We start from the raw sequence: 21,459 nt of genomic DNA, 5'->3' as shown, positions 1-21,459 counted from the left end.
AGGATTTAATTGGTAAATGTATACAGATAATTTGCAAAAAAATTCCACAATGATACAATGACAATTGCACATGCCTTAGCAAAGTAAAAATTCCATTTCAGTTTATCATTCAGGATATAGATTAAAATATTACTTAAAACCAGCCCTACCAGGCAGATCATAAAGTACTTTCCAAACTGGGTCATTGTTGCCTCATCATGGCTATCGAATGTCCAAAAACGATTCAATCTATAATTAGTTGCAGTAGCGATCGTAAAGCCAAGAGAACTGGAAACATATTTATGAATCTTTAATTTCTCCTTACAGATATAAGTAACGGTAAAGTCAACAATTAACCCAGCGAAACCTACAATGCCGAATTTTAAGAGCTTAATAAGAAAGGCATAATTAAATTCAATAGCTGCAATCGGGCTCATATCTACTACTTTCAGCAAAAATAATATAATAATCATATAATTTCGTTTCCATTCATTATTTTTACTACCAAAATAAAAAGGTGTTCCATCTATTCAGATATAAAATCCCGGATAAGTATACTTATGAATTTAGGAATACTTACAGCTATATTAACATTAAGCAAGTAGCCATTCTTGCAACAGTTTTACTCATGATAGCGATTGGAGTGCGTATGACCAGCATTTTTTATAATGAAGAGCTGGCATCAATGCCCAATCTGAACAGCTACAATATCTTAAACTTTATCCAGATTTGTGGTTCGGCTATATTTATCATTCTAAGTAGCTATGCTATAAAACGCGAGAATTGGAGTACAAGTATCAGAAACTCAATAGTACTGGTATTCTGTTTGTTTCTATTGTCAACTTCCTTCACGATTAGTTACCTGTTTTCTCAGTTTAACCCCAAAAATACACTTACCATATTTCTGACAGGTGTATTGGCCGTAAGTATCTTCTTCGCTCTTGAACTTAAACACATTATACTTATTTCTATCTATATAGTTTTTCTATTTGTGGTGGCCATGATGATTCCAGATATCAATAGCTTACAAAAACTACTCAATATCATCATGTCAGGGGTTCTTTCATTTTTTATGTATGCTTGTTCAAGATATAGCTATTACTTTAGAGCGGAACAATTTGTAAAAGTAAAGCAGCTAGAAGAAAAAAATCTTGAAGTACAATTACTAAACCATCAGAAAAGTGAAATCCTTGGCTTTGTAGCTCATGACTTAAGAAACCCGCTCAATAACATTGAAGCATTAACAAGAATTGTATTAGAAGAGCAAAAAGAGAATGACAATACAGAAATGCAACTTATATTAAGTTCAACACGACAAGCGAAAAGTATTATTGACGATTTATTAGAAATTGCGCAACACGACAAAACACCCTTCCGACTTCAAAACACCAACATCATTGCTTTTATGGACAAAATCTGCTATAACTGGCAGAAAAATCTAAAAAATGAACGTCAAATTGTTTTTAATGCTTCTAACCAGGAACTTGTAGCAGCTATAGATACATCTAAATTAACGAGAGTAATTGATAACCTGATTGTAAATGGGTTGAAGTTCTCAAAATCTGGAAGCCCAATCAATATAGATGTTTTAAAATTTGATGATTCATGTATGATCAAGGTTACAGATTTTGGAATTGGCATTCCTTTAGACCTGCAATCACTTCTGTTCGATCAATTCTCAAAGGCTGGCAGACCTGGACTTAGAGGAGAAAAATCAGTCGGACTTGGACTTCATATTTCCAGACAAATTATAGAACAACATAAAGGAACACTCACCCTGCAAAGTAAGGAAAATGAGGGAACGACATTTACAGTTTCCCTTCCTTTAAACTAATTCAGATTAAATTTATCGTTACTGATTTTTACAACATTAGAGGTAAAAACTATTCCTACTATTAAAATACCAATGACAATTGCCAGGGCTACCTGTAAACCTGAGTATAATTTGCTGCCCGACACCATAAATGCAGAATCTTTAATCAGTTCTTCTCCTACTTGTTTTTGAATATTCATTAAACCCGACAATTTCTTGATCGTTTCGATTGATGTCTTCGCTCTTTCATTATTATAAATTATTCTGGCCGGTTCCATCCCTTGCTCCGCAGCAACCATAAGTATTTTATCTTCAACTTCGACAGTTGCGATTATGGCTTTTTTCAATTCATGTAGCTGATCTTTCTCCTGTTTTACCAAAAAAGTTTTCTCATACTTATTAATTAGTGAATCCATTGAAGTATTCCGTCTTTTCAACTCTCGCCTAAGTTCTGCCGGATCAAAAGCTTGCTCTGCCCCATATAATGTCCTTTCAAATAATGACTTTTTTAAAAAAGCATTTTCTGCTACATAAAATAAGTATGTCGCTGGTATTAATCTATCATTATACATCGATACGAATGACTCATTCATACTTTTTACGCTTTTATCTTCCAAAAAACGAATCAATAACGTACAAGCCATAATGCAGAACAACAAAACCGAAATCTTCATTTTTTGTTTAACAGAGTAGGCAAATTTCATATGCAGAGGTTTAGTATTAAAATTCATCCTCAGCTGCAGCCAAGAATAAATTAGCAGCAAAATTAACTAAAAATAATTCTTTTTTTGCTCTTGTTACTCCGGTATACAACCATCTTAAAAAATCCATATCTACCATGTCATCAGTCAAATATCCCTGGTCTACAAATACAGCATCCCATTGACCGCCCTGAGCTTTATGACAAGTAACAGCATAAGCAAACTTTATTTGTAGCGCATTATAATAAGGATCTTCCTTAATTGCATTAAACCTATCACGCTTATTTTTAATATGTTCATAATCCAGGTTTAACTCCTCGAATAGCTTGCTATTCTGTTCATAAGATAAATTTGGCGCTTCAACGGTCAAAGTATCCATCATCACTTTACAGGTAACAGCTCCTACCTCCGGAAAATCTAAAAACTCTAATTGTACCTCTGCGAAACGGAAACCATATCTTTCTTCTATACGTCGGACCCGAACAACTCGGGCCATATCTCCATTGGCAATAAAGGCGGTAGACTCATTTTCCGGAAGCCAAAAATAATTGTTTCTTACAACCATGATCTGATCGCCTCCCGTCAGCTCCTCTTCCCGATACAGTAAACGGGCCCTGATTTGCTGGTTATAAACATTGGCAGACTTATTTGAACGACATACCACCAGTGAATTTTCAATACCGAACTTACTATAAGCGTATTCTAAGCCCTCAACCAGTTTTAAACCAGTCATTCTAAAAATATCTTTATAATTCTTAGTAATGAACTTCGGGAGCACAACATTTCCATCCTCCTCTTCTTCCAGGTCACCAATCAACTTTCTCAGCATAGTTGCATTGGCCAATATTCCTGATTCTTTTTCTTGTCGAACCACTTCTTTAAGTTCTACAGATTTAACCTGCATACCAAAGTTAGCAGCCATATATTCAGCGTTTAATGCCGGACTCTCAATACTTCCTACCGGAGGTAATTGGGCTGTATCTCCCACAAACATCGCTGCACAATTTTTCCCATTATACACGTACTCCATCAGGTCCTTCAAAAAAGATGACCCAGTCTGGGTAATCCATTCGTCGGCAACCATAGAAGCTTCGTCTATAATAAATAAGGTATGCTCGGCTATATTAGGTGCTATCTGAAAAGATAAATCTGTGCCAACTGCAGCACGTTTTCTGTATATTTTCTTATGTATAGTAAGCGCTTTTCGACCGGTATAATTACTCATTACCTTAGCAGCTCTCCCTGTTGGCGCCAATAATACCGACCGGAATTTAAATTTTGTCAATGCCTTTACCAAAGCGCCTACAGAAGTAGTTTTACCAGTCCCCGCATAGCCCCTCAATATAAAACACTGATTCCCTAAATCATGCGATAAAAAAGAAGCCATTTCTCTACAAAAATCAAGCTGTTCCGTAGTGGGATTGAATTCATAAGAAGCTTCAATAATTGCTGCTTTATCCATTTAACAAATATGCGATGGTGATCTTATAGAAAAAAGGATTAATTTTGCTAATATGGATAATAAAAACAGCATACTACTGGTTGATCCGGAATTTGAACTGAATACGGCTGCAGATTGCGACCTGTTGTTAAAAATAACACCAGACAGTTTCTCCTACGCCATCATTGATAAAAGCTGCAGACAACTTAAAGCAGTTTACGATGAACAGGAATGTGATAATGTTCCGGCAAGATTAGCGGCAAAACTTAAAAATGATATTTATTTAACGCTGCCATTTAATGAAATCAAAGCTGCTGTTTACACAGAAAATACCATAAATATTCCTAATGAACTATATGACCCGGAGCAATTAAACCAATACGCGAGTTTTTTTACGACCGATCATTCCAATAATTTATATACAAGGCCATTTAACAGCTTTGGCTTTACTTCTATATTTAGTCTGCAACAGTTTACAGAAGATGCACTTGCTACTTCACTAAAAAACTGCAGACTCTATACTCAAAATGCCCCTGTTCTTGCATTGGCTGCAGAAAAGGATAAGACCGTTTTAACTTTGGATTTCACCGCAACGTCTTTTAATGTATTGTATACTGTAGGTGAAAAATTAATCTTTCAAAATTATTATCAGATTGATAATGCAGAAGAATTCAATTACTATCTGCTGCTGATCATCAGTCAGATCAATATAGACACCTCTAACACTGAAGTTCATTTAAGTGGTATCATTCATACTGGCGACGAAAGCTACCTCTGCATTGAAAAGTATTTCAACACCATTACATTCAATTTACCCCCTGTCAAGGAGATTGACCACAGAATTCTAGATGATATGCCTGCTCATTATTACAGTAGTCTTTTAGCCCTTGATATATGCGAATAATTGGAGGGAAATTAAAAGGAATCCGCTTTCATGCTCCGGAAAGTTTACCGGTGAGACCTACTACAGATATGGCAAAAGAAGCCCTGTTTAACATACTTTATAACACCTATGATTTTGAAGAATGTAATGTTCTCGATCTGTTTAGTGGTACAGGGAGCATTAGCATTGAGTTTGCTTCAAGAGGAATTAAACAAGTTACTTCGGTCGACAAACACTCTGGCTGCGTATTCTGGTTAAAGTCGGTTATCAAAAAATACGACCTTACAGAAATTGATGCTCAAAAAGCTGATGTCTTTAAATTTTTGGAAAGTGACAAACATATTTATCAGATCATTTTTGCCGATCCACCATATGACCTGAGTACAATTCCACTTATTCCAGAACTGGTGATGCGCAATAACTTACTTACTGATAATGGTTTGTTAATAGTAGAACATCCATCTTTACTAAAAATGAAAGACCAACCCGGATATAAAGAAACAAGACGTTACGGTAACTCTTCATTTAGCTTTTTTGAAAAACCCCAAACAATATGAGGATTGCATTATTCCCTGGCTCATTCGACCCCATAACCATTGCACATGTTGATATACTTAAGCGTGCATTACCTTTATTTGATAAAGTTGTTGTTGGTATAGGATTAAACAGCTCTAAACAAAGCTACTTATCTGCAGAGAAAAGAGAAGAGATTGTAAAATCTGTTTTTGAAGATAGTCCGAAAGTAGATGTTCAACTTTATGAAGGACTGACTGTTGATTTCTGCAAGAAGATCAACGCAACTTATATGGTAAGAGGAATTCGTTCAGTCGGAGATTTTGAATACGAAAGAGCCATTGCGCAAATCAATCAAACCATGATGCCTGAAATGGAAACTATTTTCATACTCAGCAAACCTGAATATTCAGCGATTAGTTCGACCATTGTTCGAGATATACTTCGTAACCATGGCGACGTAAGTCCATTTTTACCTAAAGAAGCAATCTCTCACCTATAAGACCCGCTGTGGCAAGAGCTCGCCTGCTTCCAGGACATCCATAATAGAGGGATATGTATTGGCAATTACAGGCTCCAATTCGGCCTTGCTTAACCAACTGGCTTTGGTAATACCTTCTTCTTTTTGAGGAATCAATTTAGGTTCCCCTTTAACTGTCATGCGGTACCAATTTGTTTTCTTAAGGACTATTTTAGATCCTAAGGTGTATACATGATAGGTTTTACACAATTTCTCCTCTTGAGTAAAGATTTTGACTCCACATTCTTCCTCTACTTCACGCCATGCTGCCTCCCTCATTCCTTCACCTTTTTCAACCTTTCCTTTTGGCAAATCCCATTTCTTATTTCTAAAAATAAAAAGGTAATTCCCTTTCGCACTTTCTACCAATCCACCAGCGGCTTTAATAATGACACAGCTTTCTTTAATACTTTTGAACAAAGACTTTGGATCTTCTGTAAGCAATACAAAGGTTTTACCAGAAACCTTATCCAACTGCGCATAAAATGTCTGAAAATTAAAACCAAGTACAGTCAACCGCTCTATTTCTTCATTAAGCTGAGGAACAATCGAAGTTATATATAAGGTAATATCGTTGATGTAAATCCTGTAAGTTTTCATAGGAATGATTCTTTACTTCTAAGCTGTATGGTTATAATTGTTTCGTGTGTAAATTTATGCGTATTCTTTCATCATAGCAATATTTTTCCTTGATTTTAATTTTCCCAATGCATGTCCTTTTACACGGCGGACTGTCTCTGCGCTAATACCCAACATCGCCCCTATCTCTCTGTTTTCGAAAGACCTTACCGCTCCGATTCCATAAGCAAGACAAAGTATTTCTCTTTCTCTTGCAGTTAATACATTCATCAATAAACCAATATTAATATTTATAGTATCACTTTCCAATTGGGCATCCGGCGAGTCCGATTCAGTATCACTAATCGTCCCCACTTTGGTCGCCGGTCCATCTGATGATATCGGCACATCATATGAATAAGTATAAGCTGTATTTGAAATATATTCCAAAATAAGTCGGCAAGGCAAATCCATATATTCTGCAATCTCCTCTACAGTTGCAAATCTGTGTAGATGCTGTTCTAGTTCAGTTTCTGCATTCCTTAAATCCAGGACACCTTTTAACTGATTTCCGGGCAACCGTATCATACGCTTATTTATCGCCAGACTGTGCAGAATAGATTGCCTGATCCACCAAACAGCATATGTTATAAACTTAAAGCCTTTAGTCTCATCAAAACGTTTCGCTGCTTTTATCAATCCTATATTCCCATCAGAAACAAGATCAGGAAGTGAAATACCAGGTAATTCGTATTTTTTAGCAACAGTTATAACAAACCGCAAATTACAATTAACCAGTTTATTTAAAGCTGCCTGATCGCCTCTGCGAATCTTTTTAGCCAGTATCGCTTCCTCTTCCACCGCTAATAATGGATACTTACCCATATCATATAAATAACGTTCAAATGAATCAATTTTACGGTTTGTAACAGATCTTTCTATATTAATTTCTTTCATTTCAGTTCTAAATTGCTTGTCATTACAAGCCCACAAAGGTCATAAGACCTCTTTAAAAAGAATTGGGATAAAAAAACTACTGCGTTTTCCACCAAGTGACAATCAAAAAACAGAATTATATTTTTTTGACTTAAAAATAAAGGCCTTTAACAAAATTTTGTATGGAAATAGTTTTATGATTTCAATAGAGTCCAACAATAAAAAACCCTATTCATCTGATAATCAGTCTAAGTCAAAAAACCTCTTTTAACGCCAAATATAATTGCCGATATTTGTGTCTATAGGAATTATTTATTTAACCGAGCATTTTCTTCAATTTTACGCACTACGCATTATAACAATAACGTAGTGTTAACACAAATTGTAAAGAATTCTGTATTTTTGAGCCATGTATAATAAAAGTGATATTGAATTAAAGGTAGCTGAATTTTTATTACAAATAAAAGCAATTAAGTTACAACCTAATAACCCATTTACCTGGGCTTCAGGTTGGAAATCGCCTATCTATTGTGACAATAGGATCACCCTTTCCCATCCATCTGTAAGAACCTACATCAGACAAAAACTTACCCAATTAATACAGGAAGAGTTCGGATCTGTAGACCTTATTGCAGGAGTTGCCACTGCAGGTATTCCGCAGGGTGCCCTAGTAGCTCAGGAACTGGGATTACCATTTGCTTACGTTAGATCTAAAGCGAAGGAACACGGAACTGGAAGCCTTATTGAAGGCGAAATCATTGAAGGACAAAGAGTAGTTGTAATAGAAGACCTGATCTCAACTGGAAAAAGTAGTTTACAAGCTGTTGATGCCTTGAGAAATGCAGGATTATCTGTTGCCGGACTGGTAGCCATTTTTACTTATGGCTTTGATCAGGCTGATGAAAACTTTGCGGCTGCTAAATGTCGTTATGCAACATTATCTAACTATAATACACTCATTGAATACGCTGCTGAACATAGCTTTATTGCAGAGAAAGACATTGATCTTTTAACTAAATGGCGTAGAAACCCAGCAGAGTGGGGTAATGAATTAGAAAAACTAACCTGATCATCATGACAGTTATTGAAAGTACGACTGACGTCAATTTACCTGTAGAAAAAGTATATGCTTTTTTAGCAGATATGAATAATCACCAGCAACTTATGCCTGAAAATATCTACAACTGGTCTTCTACAGAAGATGAGGCGAGTTTTACGATACAGAACATGGCAAAACTGGCTATTAAAATCACCAGTCGCGTAGAAAACAAAGAGCTAATCGCTGTTCCAACAGAAAAAGCTCCTTTTGATCTGGAATTAAAATGGACAGTAGCAGATAACGGAAAAGGAGGCACTACAGCATCGCATATCATATCGGCAGACCTGAATATGATGATGAAAATGCTGGCATCTGGTCCATTACAAAAACTGGCTGATCATCAGACAGAAAGACTTGCAGAGATATTAAAATAACAAATCATACATAGGAAAGGGTGCTAAAAGCACCCTTTTTCATGATACCTCATATGCTCTTCATCTGTATTGTAGGGTATATTCAAAATCTATAAACGGCAATAAAGTAGTAGTTCGGATATTAGACATACTATCACTTTGCAGAGGATTAATATCATCGCTAAAAAAACCGTTAATAAGAGTCACTACTTGTTGCTTTACCGGATAAACAGTCCCCCTTTCGTTACTATTTAACCAGCCTACATAATCACTCTGATTGTTACTCGCAGCACTTTCAACATACGTACGTGTAATGTAATAGGTTTTACCACTTTCTATAAAAACCGGGCGCCTCAATGTAAAGAACTCAATCTTTTCTGTATCACGTGGAGAAATAAAACAAGTACTCAATGAGTGATCCTTACCTACCTGCCAAATCGAGAAACTATATGAAATACCAGGCTTCCATGCTCTGTAACCCACTTTTGTAATAGTTATTGGTTTTTCTGAACTAAATACACAGCCATGAGTTTTCATATCCATTGCTAATAGTGTTTTATAACCATTTTGGAATATAAAATTTGACAATACTGTTTTTAAAGCATAAAAACACATGGGTGCTTCTGGAAACTGCTGGGCAATTATTGAAAATGGAATCTCAGCCAGAGAAGAAATAAGCTTTTTCATAACATATTGGTTTTGGTTTATTAGATATAAACCGGAATACCAAATTGTTACCCTTAATTAGAAATTTTATATTTAAAAATCAGCCAATTTCATCTTTTTCATAACAACAAGAAATCCTATTGCTGTTAACAACAACACGATAGCTGTCCCATACCATAAGGTTTCGAAGCTATATTCCGAAGCAATCCTTGTACCTAGGAATGGTGAGAAAATATGTGCTGCTGAAAAAGATAAGGCATTAACTCCCATATAAGCACCTCTTGTTTTTAAAGATGAACGCTGTAAGGTTACCGTAGCCATAAATGGCATAGCAAGGATTTCTGATATACACAGAACAAAAATAGACATATATAACACCCATATTCCATTCGCCAGATTAAGAATAAGAAATGATAAACCACAAAGCAAAACACCCAATACAATAACAGCTCTAGCTGTCATCCTTTTTTCTGCGATGTGTACGAGAAGCATTTCAAGAAGAAACACGACCAAGCCACTAAAGGCTAATATGACTCCAATTTCTGCTTCAGAAAGCATATAAATTGTTCTATAATACAAAGGTAATGTACTAAGCAATTGAAAAAAGCAAATGGCGAATATGCAACTCAATATACTAAATAACACAAATAATGTATCTCTGTAAGGTGAACGGTTCACATTTGGAACATCATTATCCTTTTCCTGTTCAATTACTTTCTTTTCATTCCCCTTTCGATTCCGGAAATAAAGAAAAAACAAAAGGGCAGAAAAAAAAGCGGCTATAGCATTACCGTAAAACAAGAATGTATAGGAAATTGCAGCAAGAAAGCCGCCTAATGCTGGCCCTATTGAAAACCCAAGATTTAATGCCATCCTGTTTAAAGAAAAAGACCTGATGATATTGTCTGGTTTTGAATAATAAGCAATAGAAACAGAGTTTGCTGGTCTGAATGTTTCTGAAATAATACTCAGCATGAATACACCAACCCCAAGTTTAACTACCGTATCTAATTCAGGTAATAAAAAAAACATGGGTACAGTTAGAATTAAACTGATCAGCTGAACTTTAAAATGCCCAAACTTATCTGTTAGCCAGCCGCCTAAAAATGAGCCACCAACAGCACCAACACCAAAACAACTTAAAACAAGTCCGGTATCTTCAAGACTAAAATGAAGATGATTAACCATATAAACACCCAAAAAAGGGATAACCATGGCTCCGCTTCTGTTAATCAACATGACTAGTGCCAGCATCCACGCTGGGGTTGATAGCCCTTTATAGGCATCCAGATATAATCTTATAAATTCTTTCATTAGTATCGCAAGATATGACAGCCCAATCTCCTTATCAGAGCTCGCATTAGGATGTAAAGTACCACCAAAGATCGCAAATTAACCCGAAAAATGTTGGATGACACCAAATTATTACTGGAAAAAAGACTGTAAATTAATCTCATTATGGGGCAGATTTTAGACTGCGTAAAGAATAATCAGGAGATTATTCTGTATTCATCTTGTAATTATAATAATGATCTACAAAATTCTCACTTTAATTCAACCCTATTTTTATTAATTACAAGAAAATAACTGACATTATTTCTTAAAAAACTGCTACTACGAGGTAACTTAGTCATAAACAATTGATAATTACCGACAAAACTTCCGATTTCGATAAAAAAAACAAGTAGGCATTTACTTTGTTAAATAGCTGTTATGAACTTTAACAACTTTACAATAAAAGCACAGGAAGCAATTCAACAGGCTTCCGAAATAGCGCAGGGCAATCAGCAACAAGCTATTGAGACAGCCCATATTTTAAAAGGGTTGCTTACTGTTGATGAAAATGTAGTTTCTTATGTATTAAAGAAGCTGAATGTAAATCTAAATGTGATCAATCAGCAATTAGATGGACAAATAGAGAAATTCCCTAAAGTTACAGGCAGCAGTCCGTATTTAACTTCAGGAAGTAACTCTGCTTTACAGAAAGCACAATCGTACTTAAAGGAATTTAAGGATGAGTTTGTTTCTGTTGAGCATTTACTGCTAGGTCTGCTTTCAGTAAACGATAATACAGCTAAACTCTTAAAAGATCAGGGTGTAACAGAAAAAGACCTTAAAAAGGCTATTGTTGCTTTACGTGGCGATAATCATGTGACTGATCAAAATGCTGAGGCCACTTACAATGCACTAAATAAATATGCCCGTAACTTAAACGAATATGCAGAATCAGGTAAACTAGATCCTGTAATTGGTCGTGATGAAGAAATAAGACGTGTCATTCAGATTTTATCAAGAAGAACGAAAAACAATCCAATTCTGATTGGTGAACCGGGAGTCGGTAAAACTGCAATTGCAGAAGGTATTGCACATAGAATTATAAAAGGTGATGTGCCAACTAACTTGAAAACAAAAACTGTTTACTCTTTGGATATGGGGGCGCTGATTGCAGGTGCAAAATATAAGGGCGAATTCGAAGAACGCTTAAAGGCTGTAGTTAAAGAGGTAACTCAAAGTGATGGCGACATCATTTTATTCATAGATGAGATTCATACTCTTGTTGGTGCCGGTGGTGGCGAAGGCGCAATGGATGCTGCAAACATTCTAAAACCAGCTCTAGCCCGTGGAGAACTACGTGCTATAGGTGCAACTACGCTTGATGAGTATCAGAAATATCTGGAAAAAGATAAGGCGCTGGAACGCCGCTTTCAAAAAGTGATGGTTGATGAACCAGATACACAGGATGCTATTTCTATACTGCGTGGACTAAAGGAAAGATATGAAACGCACCATAAAGTGAGGATTAAAGATGAGGCAATTATTGCTGCTGTAGAAATGTCTCAACGTTATATTGCAGACAGGTTTTTACCAGATAAAGCAATTGACCTGATGGATGAAGCCGCTTCAAAGCTTCGCCTGGAAATGGATAGCGTACCTGAGGAAGTTGATGAACTGAACAGGAAAATAATGCAGCTTGAGATTGAAAGGGAAGCAATTAAACGTGAAAACGATACCAATAAAGTAAAATCCTTAGCAGAAGAGATTGCTAACCTATCAGCCGAAAGGGATCAGATTAAAGCTAAATGGCAGGGAGAGAAAGATCTGGTTGACAACATCAACAATGAAATTGAACAGATTGAAAATTATAAACTTGAAGCTGAACAAGCTGAGCGTGCAGGAGATTACGGTAAAGTAGCTGAAATACGCTATGGTAAAATAAAAGAAGCACAAGATAAGGTTGAAGAACTGAAAAAAATATTGGAAGTTCAGCAATCTGAAGGACGAATGCTGAAAGAAGAGGTTACCGCTGATGATATTGCAGGTGTTGTAGGTAGATGGACAGGTATTCCTGTTACCAAGCTGATTTCGAGTGAAAGGGAAAAACTATTAAATCTGGAAGCCGAATTACACAAACGTGTGGCCGGACAACATGAAGCTATTGAGGCCATATCTGATGCAATTCGTCGTTCACGCGCAGGCTTGCAGGACAAACGTAAACCAATAGGTTCATTCATATTCCTGGGGACTACTGGTGTGGGTAAAACAGAGCTGGCAAAAGCATTGGCTGAGTTTCTGTTCAATGACGAAAATGCTATGACAAGGATCGATATGAGCGAATACCAGGAACGTCATGCAGTTTCAAGATTAATTGGTGCTCCTCCAGGATACGTAGGTTATGATGAAGGTGGACAACTGACGGAAGCTGTACGTCGCAAGCCATATTCTGTAGTACTTTTGGATGAGATCGAAAAAGCGCATCCTGATGTATTCAATATACTGTTACAGGTATTAGACGACGGTAGATTAACAGATAATAAAGGTCGTGTGGTGAATTTTAAAAACACAATTATCATCATGACCTCCAATATCGGTTCTCATCTAATTCAGGATAACTTTAAAAACCTAAATGAAGAAAATCATGATGAAGTAGTTGCAAAAACAAAAAATGAGTTGTTTGAACTGCTAAAACAAACCATCAGACCTGAGTTTTTAAACAGAATAGATGAATTAATTATGTTCACTCCATTGAATCGTGCTGAATTAAGGGATATCGTAAACCTTCAATTTAAACATGTTCAGGATACACTTGCTGAAATGGGCATTGAGATTGAAGCTTCTACAGAAGCTTTAGACTGGCTGGCAGAATTAGGTTATGATCCGCAGTTTGGAGCACGTCCTTTAAAAAGAGTGATACAGAAACGAATTTTAAACGAACTATCTAAAGAGATATTATCCGGAAAAGTAGATAAGGACAGTAAGATAAAACTGGATATGTTCGATCATAAGTTTGTATTCTTAAACAACAAATAAGATTATTCTATTATTCTAGCAATTTGTCCTGAATGAGCTAAATCTCAAAAAAGATAGCCCATTCAGGACTTTTTTTGTTCAAAAACTTCCATATCTACACAAATAATACACACTAATTCATGGAATAAACCTACCAAAACTAAAATCAGACACACATTTAATAGTTTCTTATAAAGAAAAAGCACTCAGACAGAACAATCTGCCTTCCAGATTGTTAATATCATAATAAGAATCCTTGAAATTATGAAAATCGCTTATATCTCAACTTACCCGCCACGCGAATGTGGAATCGCCACATTTAATCACAATCTTGTTAGAGCAATAGGCTTCGATAAAACAACAGTTTCTGAGGATAGTTATGTAGTTGCACTGAATGATACTGAACATATCGACAGCTACGAATATCCGGAAGAAGTTAAATATCAAATCAGACAAGAGAATCAGAAAGATTACATCCGTGCCGCTGATTACATCAATACCAGTTTGGTGGATGTATGTATTATGGAACATGAATTTGGTATATATGGTGGTGAAAATGGTGTTTACATTCTTCCCCTTATTGCAAGGCTGCAAAAGCCGCTGGTCACTATTTTGCATACTATATTAAAAGATCCGACCTATATGCAACTGACCATTATCAGGGAAATTGCTAAACATTCGGCCAGGATTGTAGTAATGAGTCATAGAGCTGTGAGCTTTTTAACCAGCATTTATGGTATTCCTTTTAGTAAAATTCAACTAATTGAACATGGTGTTCCTGATCTTGAGGCTTTAGCAGATAATCCTGTGAAGACCTCTTTGCCATTTAAAGATAAAAAGGTGCTGTTCACATTTGGCCTCATCAGTAGAAACAAAGGGCTGGAAACAGTAATTGAAGCCTTACCAAAAATAGTAGCCAAGAACCCTGATGTAATGTATGTAGTTCTTGGTACCACACATCCAGGAGTGATCCGAAATTCGGGAGAGGAGTATCGCGATAGCTTAAAGCGTCTGGCCAGAAAGCTCAATGTGGAGGACAACCTTACTTTTATAAACAAATTTGTATCTGAAAAGCAGCTGTTTGATTATTTAACAGCCTGCGATATGTACATTACACCTTATTTAAATGAAGCGCAGATTACAAGTGGAACCTTATCTTACGCCATTGGAGCTGGTGCCGCAGTAATTTCTACACCCTATTGGCATGCACAAGAATTACTGGAAGACAACCGAGGTTGCCTTTTTGACTTTAAAGATGCAGATGGATTGGCAAAAATTGTAAATGAACTGTTTGAAGACAATGAGAAGTTAAATATATTAAAAGCAAATGCTTATGAATATGGTTTACACTTACGTTGGCCTACAACTGGAAAGGTATTCATTGATGTATTGGAAGAAGCCATCTCAAAATCTTTAATCAAGAAAGAGAGACCAAATAAACAAATTATTGATGCTGATGCTATGCCATCCTTCAATCTGGCTCATATTCAGCGTTTAACTGATGATACTGGAATAGTTCAGCATGCTAAATATGGCATTCCCAACTTAAAGGAAGGCTATTGTCTGGATGATAACTCCAGGGCATTAATAATGGCCATCCTCGCATATCAGCAAAATAAAAGTAAAGTTGCTTTAGAACTATTGCCTGTGTATTTGAGCTATATACAATATATGCAGAATGAAGATGGCAGTTTCAGGAATTTCTTAAGTTTTACACGTGAATATCTAGATGAAGTAGGATCAGAAGACTCTTTTGGTCGAACGATATGGGCATTAGGGTATTTGATTAATAATGCACCGAATAATTCTTACAGGGAATTTGCAAGAGAACTATTTGGTAAATCAGTCCCACACTTTAAAAAACTAAATCATTTAAGAGGAATTGGAAATACCATGATTGGTTTATCAAGTTATCTTAAGGCGCACCCTGGTGACGAACACATTAGTGAACAATTTGAGCAGTTGGTCATACCTTTGAAAGAAGCCTATAGACGAAACAGAGATGATGAGTGGCATTGGTTTGAGGAAAAGATGACTTATGACAATGCCATTTTACCACTGGCTTTACTTTGTCATTACGAAAAGACCAAGGATCATGAATCCTTGAAAATCGCCTTAGAAAGCATGGAATTTCTAAGTGAGAAAACACTAATTAACGGTTATTTAAATCCAGTAGGTAATGATGGCTGGTTATTTAAGGAAGGGGAAGATATGGCTTTATATGACCAGCAGGCTATTGAAACCATGGCAATGGTATTGTTGTACTTCAAAGCATATGAAATTACTCAAGACCTCAATTACATCAAGCAGATGCATTTATGCTATCAATGGTTTCTAGGTGAGAATAGTCTACGACTACCACTCTTTGACCACGAAACAAAAGGTTGTGGCGACGGTTTACAGCCCCATGGTGTAAACCGCAACCAAGGTGCAGAAAGTACATTGGCATACTGGATTTCACATTTAATTGTACTCAATGCAATGGAATACGAATATATCCAGAGCAGCGACTTTAGCGCAGTCCAAAAACAGGTTCTTAACTAAATTACTTAGAGTTTTTTAGTTTATTTAGTAAAAGATCTATTTTAACTGTTGCAAAAGAAGAGCAGTAATCGGAAAGTCCATAAGGAATGATCAATTCTCCATTATGGATTATTGAACCACATGAATAAAGGACGTTTGGCACGTAGCCCTCGCGCTCATCCGTATTCGGGATGACCAACGGTTCGGTTAAACGTCCTATTTCAATAGAAGGATCATCCAGATCAAACAAACTTGCACCCAGGCAATAGCGTCTCATTGGCCCCACCCCATGCGTAACCACTAGCCAACCAGCCTCTGTCTCTATTGGAGAGCCACAATTGCCGATTTGACAAAACTGCCATGGAAACTTTGGTGATTGAAGTTTTACAGGGTTATCCCATACTGTAAGTTTATCTGAATACATTAAATAATTATTCCATCCATCAATTCGGGACATCATGGCGTATTTACCATTTATTTTACGTGGAAATAGTGCAAGGTTTTTATTCTGGGCACCTATTCCATGTAAAGGACTAACTTTGAAATCATAAAAATCCGTAGTCTGCAATAATTTGGGCATTATAATGGCCCCATCAAAAGCAGTGTAAGTAGCATAAAAAATGACACTCCCATCATCCTTAACAAAACGTACAAATCTGGCATCTTCAATACCTTTACGTTCAAATTCGGAAATGGGAAAAATAACACGGTCAGATATATCCGTATCTCTTGAAAAACTAATCTCATGATAGGTATCCGAAAGCCATAAAATTTTATCATACTCCAGTTTCTTAAAATCGTCCTCCTGTAAATTTTTACTATCAAGTATGATCTTTCTAAGGGTAGCATAATCAAATTTATCCTGTAGCTTTTCCCCTACCTCATCTAAAACCTCTATTTCGATTCTGGAATCTGCAGCTTTTTTAAGAAATAACTTTTTGTTATAAACAGCATTTTTAATAACCTCTGCTTCATCAATGTAATTCCCTGCAGGAATAACTGTGATATTATTATCCCGGTCTAACAGTGCTCTTCTAAACACTACCGAAGAAATATGTCCTTCACCCACTGCCCTAAAACTAATAATTAGTCTTTTTTCACCTTCAACAAGGTCAGATTGATCGGGATCTTCAACTGCTGAAGGATTAAAAAAAGCAGCAGATTCAATCGAGTACTCATGTGTAAAATACGAACCAAGCAGTAACTTCTGATATTTATCAAGTGCTTCAAAATCATAACCTGCCTTCTCTATGCAATCAACTATTTTCTTACAATGACGGGTAAGGATTTTTGTGATGTTACGATGCCGTTTAGAATATTCCTGCAATAAAGGAGAAATAAGACCGAAAACCTCTTTATCAGATAGTGCAAGAACTTGCTTAACAACTTCTACTGCTCTGTCGGCTCCATTAAAAAAAAATCTTGCGATTACCCGTTTGGGATCTGGGTATACTTTAACCGGTTTTCTATCTATTAATAATCTCATATAGTATACAACATCTAAAAGGACAACAATGATTTATGAATTTAATTTTTTTTAAACAAAAAACAGGAATATGCTCAATGATTTTGTCAACATGTCTGTTAAAACAGACAACACAACTACTGACAAAATTACAAAAAAAGTCAAATTGTCTGTTTTAACAGACGCTAGATTTGTCACAGTTTTATCTTAATTGTCATACTAAAATAATAAACCAATCAACCAACAATTTTATTAAGCTATAAATAAGATAATTATGTTAAATCGGCCATTACAACCAAATACAGCATGTTTTAATTGGCATGCACATTGACTATATATCAACAATGGTCAGAATGTAAATAATTAAAAGACCTTATTATAAATTAAAAAATTACAAATATGAAAAAGTTATTATTATCATTAGTTGCAGTTTCAGCATTAGCATTTGGCGCTCAGGCACAGACAGAAAAAGGTAAAATATTGTTAGGAGGTGGTGTAGGTTTTAACTCTACAAAAATTGAAGGTGCTAGTAAATCAGATATCAATTTCAACATTCTTCCTTCTGTAGGATATTTTGTGAGCGATAACATTGCTATTGGTACTGGTGTTGGGTATGATTACGACAAACAAGTTAGCAAAGGTCTTTTAAACCAGTCATTTGAAGTTGCTCCCTTTGGCCGTTATTATGTAGGATTATCAGATCAGTTTAAATTCTTCGGACAATTATCAGTTCCAATGTCTTTCGGAAACTATAAAGATGTAGATGATGTAACTGGTGATGTAGGTGATAAATTAGGTACCTCTACTAAAATCGGTGTTCAGTTAGCCCCAGGTTTTGCTTTCTATCCTACAAAAAGAATTGGTATTGAAGTTTCAGTTGATGGTTTAGGTTATCACAACCTTGCTCTTAAAGATGAAGCTACAGGAGTTAAGAGTACATCTGAGACATTTGGTCTAAATGCAAGTACTGTTGCTCCTAGATTAGGTGTAATGTTCCACTTCTAGGATTGAAGTTTCATATAGTTTAAGTTTGGTTAAAAGAAAGGCCCTTCGCAATTGCAAAGGGTCTTTTTTTGTGATTATACCCTCCTAGAATAGGTTGATCAATATGTTGATAAACGAAGAATAGATTAACGCTTATGCTCAATCTCTCTGTCTATCTCCAGAATATTTACTTGTCCGGGGCTTGAAAGATCTCCAATTAAATATTTATTAAAGTGATCTGCAAGTTTCCAGAAAGCATACTCTGTCAAATCCCCGAATGCATGACGCTGTCCGGGAATGATAGATAATTCAAACCTTTTACCAGCACGCATTAATGCATTTGCTACACGAATTGTATTTGCCGGATGCACATTATTGTCAACATCACCTGTCATTAACAATAAATGACCTTTCAGGTTTTTAGCCAGGTCAGGGTTTTTATCAATGCTATAAGTAAATGTAGTATCACCTTTAGCAGTAACAGACTCCTTTACCCCATGATGTTTTTCGCTCCACCAACGGTTATAAATACTATTATCATGATTACCAGCATTAGATACCGCAGCTTTAAAGAAGTCCGGATAAACCAACATGGCAGCAGTCGACATGAAGCCTCCTCCTGAATGTCCTGTAATTCCCACTTTACTGATATCTATAAACGAATGTCTATCTGCCAATTGCTCTACAGCAGCCTTTTTATCTGCCAGGCCGTAATCCCTTAAATTACCATAACCGTAAGTATGGTAACGTTTAGAACGTGCAGGATGCCCTCCACGGTTGCCTACTGTCACTACAATATATCCAAACTGGGCCAAACGTTCTGTTCTGTCCATACTTTTTGTAAAAGCCTTATTTACTGCTTCTGTTTGAGGTCCGGGATATACATATTCTATTACCGGGTATTTCTTATTTGAATCGAAGTCAAAGGGCTTATACATTACCCCGTAAAGATCTGTAATGCCATCATCTGCCTTTACTTTAAAGGGTTCCGGAAACTTATAACCAGAGGCCATCAGTAAGGATAAATCTGCAGTTTCCAAATCCATCACTACCCTCCCATTGTTATCCATTAAAACAGACTTAGGCACTGTATTTACTCTCGAAAAGTTATTTACAAAATATTTGGCTTCATCATTCATACTGATTGAATGGTCAAAATCACCAGGATTTAATAATTTCATTCCTGAGCCATCAAAATTAACACGATAAAGATGCATATAGTATGGGTCTTCTTTAGGCTCCCGTCCATTGGCAGTAAAATAAAGTACCCGGTTTTTATCGTCAATTTTCACAATTTCTTCGCAATGAAAAGCACCCTTAGTAATTTGATTTTTCAACTTTCCATTACCATCAAACAGGTAAAAATGTGCCCAGCCGTCACGTTCTGACCAATGTATCAATTCTTTTCCTTCATTTACCAATCCCGGGCGAGTAACTTCAACATAAGTATTAAAACGCTCATCTATTAAAGATGTAACAGTCCCGGTATTAATATCAACCATACACACATCAATTCGTTTCAAATCTCTGCTGGTACGCTGGAAATAAACTTTACTATTGTTCCCAAGCCATAACGATGGTCTGAATTCATTATCACGGTCTTTATTCAATAAAGGCGCAGGCCATACAGATACAGTCTGATCTTTAAAAGCAGCGGTATTTAATTTCTTATAACTTTTAGCCGCGAAATCAAATAAAAGAACTTCAAACACTGGTGCATCTTTTTCACCTGGCATGTGATATTTATAGGTTTCAAGCGTTGGTCTGCCCGGAGCTACATTGTTGATTACCCATAAGTCTTTTACTTTACGGGAGTCTATTCGATTAAGTACAAAATGTTTAGCATCTGGCGACCACAATACATTAGCACGTCTGCGTTTTTTATTGTTCTTCTCATTTTCCTCATTGTTCTCTCCATCGCCATTGCTACCATAAGGATAAAATTTAACGCCATCCTTAGTCAACTGATGCTCTACAATTGTGCTGTCTTCTTCATTCTTAACAGCTTTCTTATAGTTTTCTTTATCCATCCAATACAAGTTGTAATTTCTTGTAAAAATGATTGCGGAAGAATCCGGTGCTACAGAACCCCATATAGGCTTAGCTTTAGGCCTGGTATAATTTGGAATCTCGGTAAGCTTTGAATTTTTGATTTCGTAATTAAAGTAAAAAACCTTTTTCTGCATAGAGTCAGCAGCCTTTTTATCCTTACGGTCGTTTTTCAATTCATCTATTGTGCTTTGAACTTCAAAAGTTATATGCTTTTCATCAGCTGAAAATTTCAGATTTTGTAACGGCAGGTGCGTTGCATCAAAAGGATCTCTGATGACTGTTGTGATTTCGGCGGCAAGCTTTGTATTATCGAATATTTTCTTTTTACTCTTTGCAGCAGGATCCACCAGGTACCACTCCTTACCAGAAGGAGTCTCATAGACGTACCAAAAACGATTACTCAATTTAAGCCAATGCGGATCCACATCAGTTGAATAAATCATTTTTTTAAGCTTCGTAGGTGAAAATCTTGAAGCCAGCAGATAATTCGCTTTCGGTGCTTGTTGTACTGATTCAGTAATCGTAAAAGTCTTTGTTTGTGCTTTTACATCAGAATTGATGCAAAAAACAGTAAGCACCGCTGCCAACGGCAAATAAAGTTTGTTCATTATGAATATAAATTAAGCCGCTAAAATTATCGAATAATACATCGTCAAAAGGATATTGTATGTAATAAATCCGATAGC

At 36.2% G+C, this 21,459-nt stretch carries 18 protein-coding genes; 9 read left to right on the top strand and 9 right to left on the bottom strand.

What is annotated here, in order from left to right; genetic code table 11:
- Positions 1–5: 5 nt before the first annotated feature.
- Positions 6–452: a GtrA family protein gene (locus WC623_RS08495; RefSeq protein ID WP_372849933.1), complete on the bottom strand. Its 447-nt coding sequence runs from the start codon at positions 450–452 to the stop codon at positions 6–8.
- 44 nt (positions 453–496) lie between these two features.
- Between WC623_RS08495 and WC623_RS08490 the strand changes: the two genes are divergently transcribed.
- The gene (locus WC623_RS08490) at positions 497–1,813 is read left to right on the top strand and encodes a sensor histidine kinase (protein WP_372849931.1); all 1,317 of its coding nucleotides are present in this window, start codon (positions 497–499) and stop codon (positions 1,811–1,813) included.
- Here WC623_RS08490 and WC623_RS08485 read toward each other — a convergent pair.
- Both WC623_RS08485 and WC623_RS08480 read right to left on the bottom strand, forming a co-directional pair.
- Positions 1,810–2,496 carry an MCP four helix bundle domain-containing protein gene (locus WC623_RS08485; protein WP_372849929.1) on the bottom strand — a complete coding sequence of 229 codons (687 nt, stop codon included), beginning with the start codon at positions 2,494–2,496 and terminating at the stop codon, positions 1,810–1,812. The genes WC623_RS08490 and WC623_RS08485 overlap by 4 nt on opposite strands.
- Before the next feature lie 16 nt (positions 2,497–2,512).
- Entirely contained in the window at positions 2,513–3,955 is a 1,443-nt protein-coding gene (locus WC623_RS08480; RefSeq protein WP_372849927.1) for an ATP-dependent RecD-like DNA helicase, read from the bottom strand.
- 52 nt (positions 3,956–4,007) lie between these two features.
- On the opposite strand from WC623_RS08480, the gene WC623_RS08475 reads away from it, so the two are divergent.
- From WC623_RS08475 to coaD, 3 genes are read left to right on the top strand one after another with little or no spacing between them, the layout of a single operon-like run.
- Entirely contained in the window at positions 4,008–4,838 is an 831-nt protein-coding gene (locus tag WC623_RS08475; RefSeq protein WP_372849925.1) for a DUF3822 family protein, read from the top strand.
- Positions 4,829–5,374 (top strand): RsmD family RNA methyltransferase, encoded by a 546-nt coding sequence (locus WC623_RS08470; protein WP_372849923.1) that lies wholly within the window; start codon positions 4,829–4,831, stop codon positions 5,372–5,374. Before WC623_RS08475 ends, WC623_RS08470 begins: the two co-directional genes overlap by 10 nt.
- Positions 5,371–5,832, top strand: coding sequence for a pantetheine-phosphate adenylyltransferase (coaD, locus tag WC623_RS08465; RefSeq protein ID WP_372849921.1), 462 nt, complete (start codon positions 5,371–5,373; stop codon positions 5,830–5,832). Before WC623_RS08470 ends, coaD begins: the two co-directional genes overlap by 4 nt.
- Here the strand turns inward: coaD and WC623_RS08460 are convergent.
- Together WC623_RS08460 and WC623_RS08455 are read right to left on the bottom strand one after the other, a co-directional pair.
- Positions 5,827–6,450 (bottom strand): NUDIX hydrolase, encoded by a 624-nt coding sequence (locus WC623_RS08460; protein ID WP_372849919.1) that lies wholly within the window; start codon positions 6,448–6,450, stop codon positions 5,827–5,829. The two genes, coaD and WC623_RS08460, sit on opposite strands and share 6 nt — an antisense overlap.
- A 54-nt stretch (positions 6,451–6,504) precedes the next feature.
- A complete protein-coding gene (locus tag WC623_RS08455; RefSeq protein WP_372849917.1) occupies positions 6,505–7,365 on the bottom strand; it encodes an RNA polymerase sigma factor RpoD/SigA in 861 nt (286 codons plus the stop codon).
- A gap of 388 nt (positions 7,366–7,753) precedes the next feature.
- Between WC623_RS08455 and pyrE the strand changes: the two genes are divergently transcribed.
- Together pyrE and WC623_RS08445 are read left to right on the top strand one after the other, a co-directional pair.
- On the top strand, positions 7,754–8,413 hold the full coding sequence (gene pyrE, locus WC623_RS08450; RefSeq protein ID WP_372849915.1) for an orotate phosphoribosyltransferase: 660 nt from the start codon (positions 7,754–7,756) through the stop codon (positions 8,411–8,413).
- Between the two features lie 5 nt (positions 8,414–8,418).
- Positions 8,419–8,817: an SRPBCC family protein gene (locus tag WC623_RS08445; protein WP_372849913.1), complete on the top strand. Its 399-nt coding sequence runs from the start codon at positions 8,419–8,421 to the stop codon at positions 8,815–8,817.
- 60 nt (positions 8,818–8,877) lie between these two features.
- Here WC623_RS08445 and WC623_RS08440 read toward each other — a convergent pair whose 3' ends face one another.
- Both WC623_RS08440 and WC623_RS08435 read right to left on the bottom strand, forming a co-directional pair.
- Entirely contained in the window at positions 8,878–9,483 is a 606-nt protein-coding gene (locus WC623_RS08440) for a hypothetical protein (RefSeq protein ID WP_372849911.1), read from the bottom strand.
- A gap of 72 nt (positions 9,484–9,555) precedes the next feature.
- Complete coding sequence (locus WC623_RS08435; protein ID WP_372849909.1) at positions 9,556–10,776, bottom strand: MFS transporter; 1,221 nt, start codon at positions 10,774–10,776, stop codon at positions 9,556–9,558.
- A gap of 399 nt (positions 10,777–11,175) precedes the next feature.
- Here WC623_RS08435 and clpB point away from each other — a divergent pair, with 399 nt between their 5' ends.
- Positions 11,176–13,770 carry an ATP-dependent chaperone ClpB gene (clpB, locus tag WC623_RS08430; protein WP_372849907.1) on the top strand — a complete coding sequence of 865 codons (2,595 nt, stop codon included), beginning with the start codon at positions 11,176–11,178 and terminating at the stop codon, positions 13,768–13,770.
- A 243-nt stretch (positions 13,771–14,013) separates the two neighbouring features.
- Entirely contained in the window at positions 14,014–16,293 is a 2,280-nt protein-coding gene (locus WC623_RS08425) for a glycosyltransferase (protein WP_372849905.1), read from the top strand.
- Position 16,294: 1 nt separating this feature from the next.
- Here WC623_RS08425 and WC623_RS08420 read toward each other — a convergent pair whose 3' ends face one another.
- Complete coding sequence (locus WC623_RS08420; RefSeq protein WP_372849903.1) at positions 16,295–17,758, bottom strand: glycoside hydrolase family 130 protein; 1,464 nt, start codon at positions 17,756–17,758, stop codon at positions 16,295–16,297.
- A gap of 378 nt (positions 17,759–18,136) precedes the next feature.
- On the opposite strand from WC623_RS08420, the gene WC623_RS08415 reads away from it, so the two are divergent.
- The gene (locus WC623_RS08415) at positions 18,137–18,742 is read left to right on the top strand and encodes an outer membrane beta-barrel protein (protein WP_372849901.1); all 606 of its coding nucleotides are present in this window, start codon (positions 18,137–18,139) and stop codon (positions 18,740–18,742) included.
- Positions 18,743–18,867: 125 nt separating this feature from the next.
- Here WC623_RS08415 and WC623_RS08410 read toward each other — a convergent pair whose 3' ends face one another.
- Positions 18,868–21,381, bottom strand: a complete 2,514-nt coding sequence (locus WC623_RS08410; RefSeq protein ID WP_372849899.1) for a DPP IV N-terminal domain-containing protein — start codon at positions 21,379–21,381, stop codon at positions 18,868–18,870.
- Positions 21,382–21,459 lie beyond the last annotated feature (78 nt).

Source organism: Pedobacter sp., assembly GCF_041645105.1.
Taxonomy (GTDB): domain Bacteria; phylum Bacteroidota; class Bacteroidia; order Sphingobacteriales; family Sphingobacteriaceae; genus Pedobacter.
This window is presented reverse-complemented; position numbering and strand designations above follow the sequence as displayed.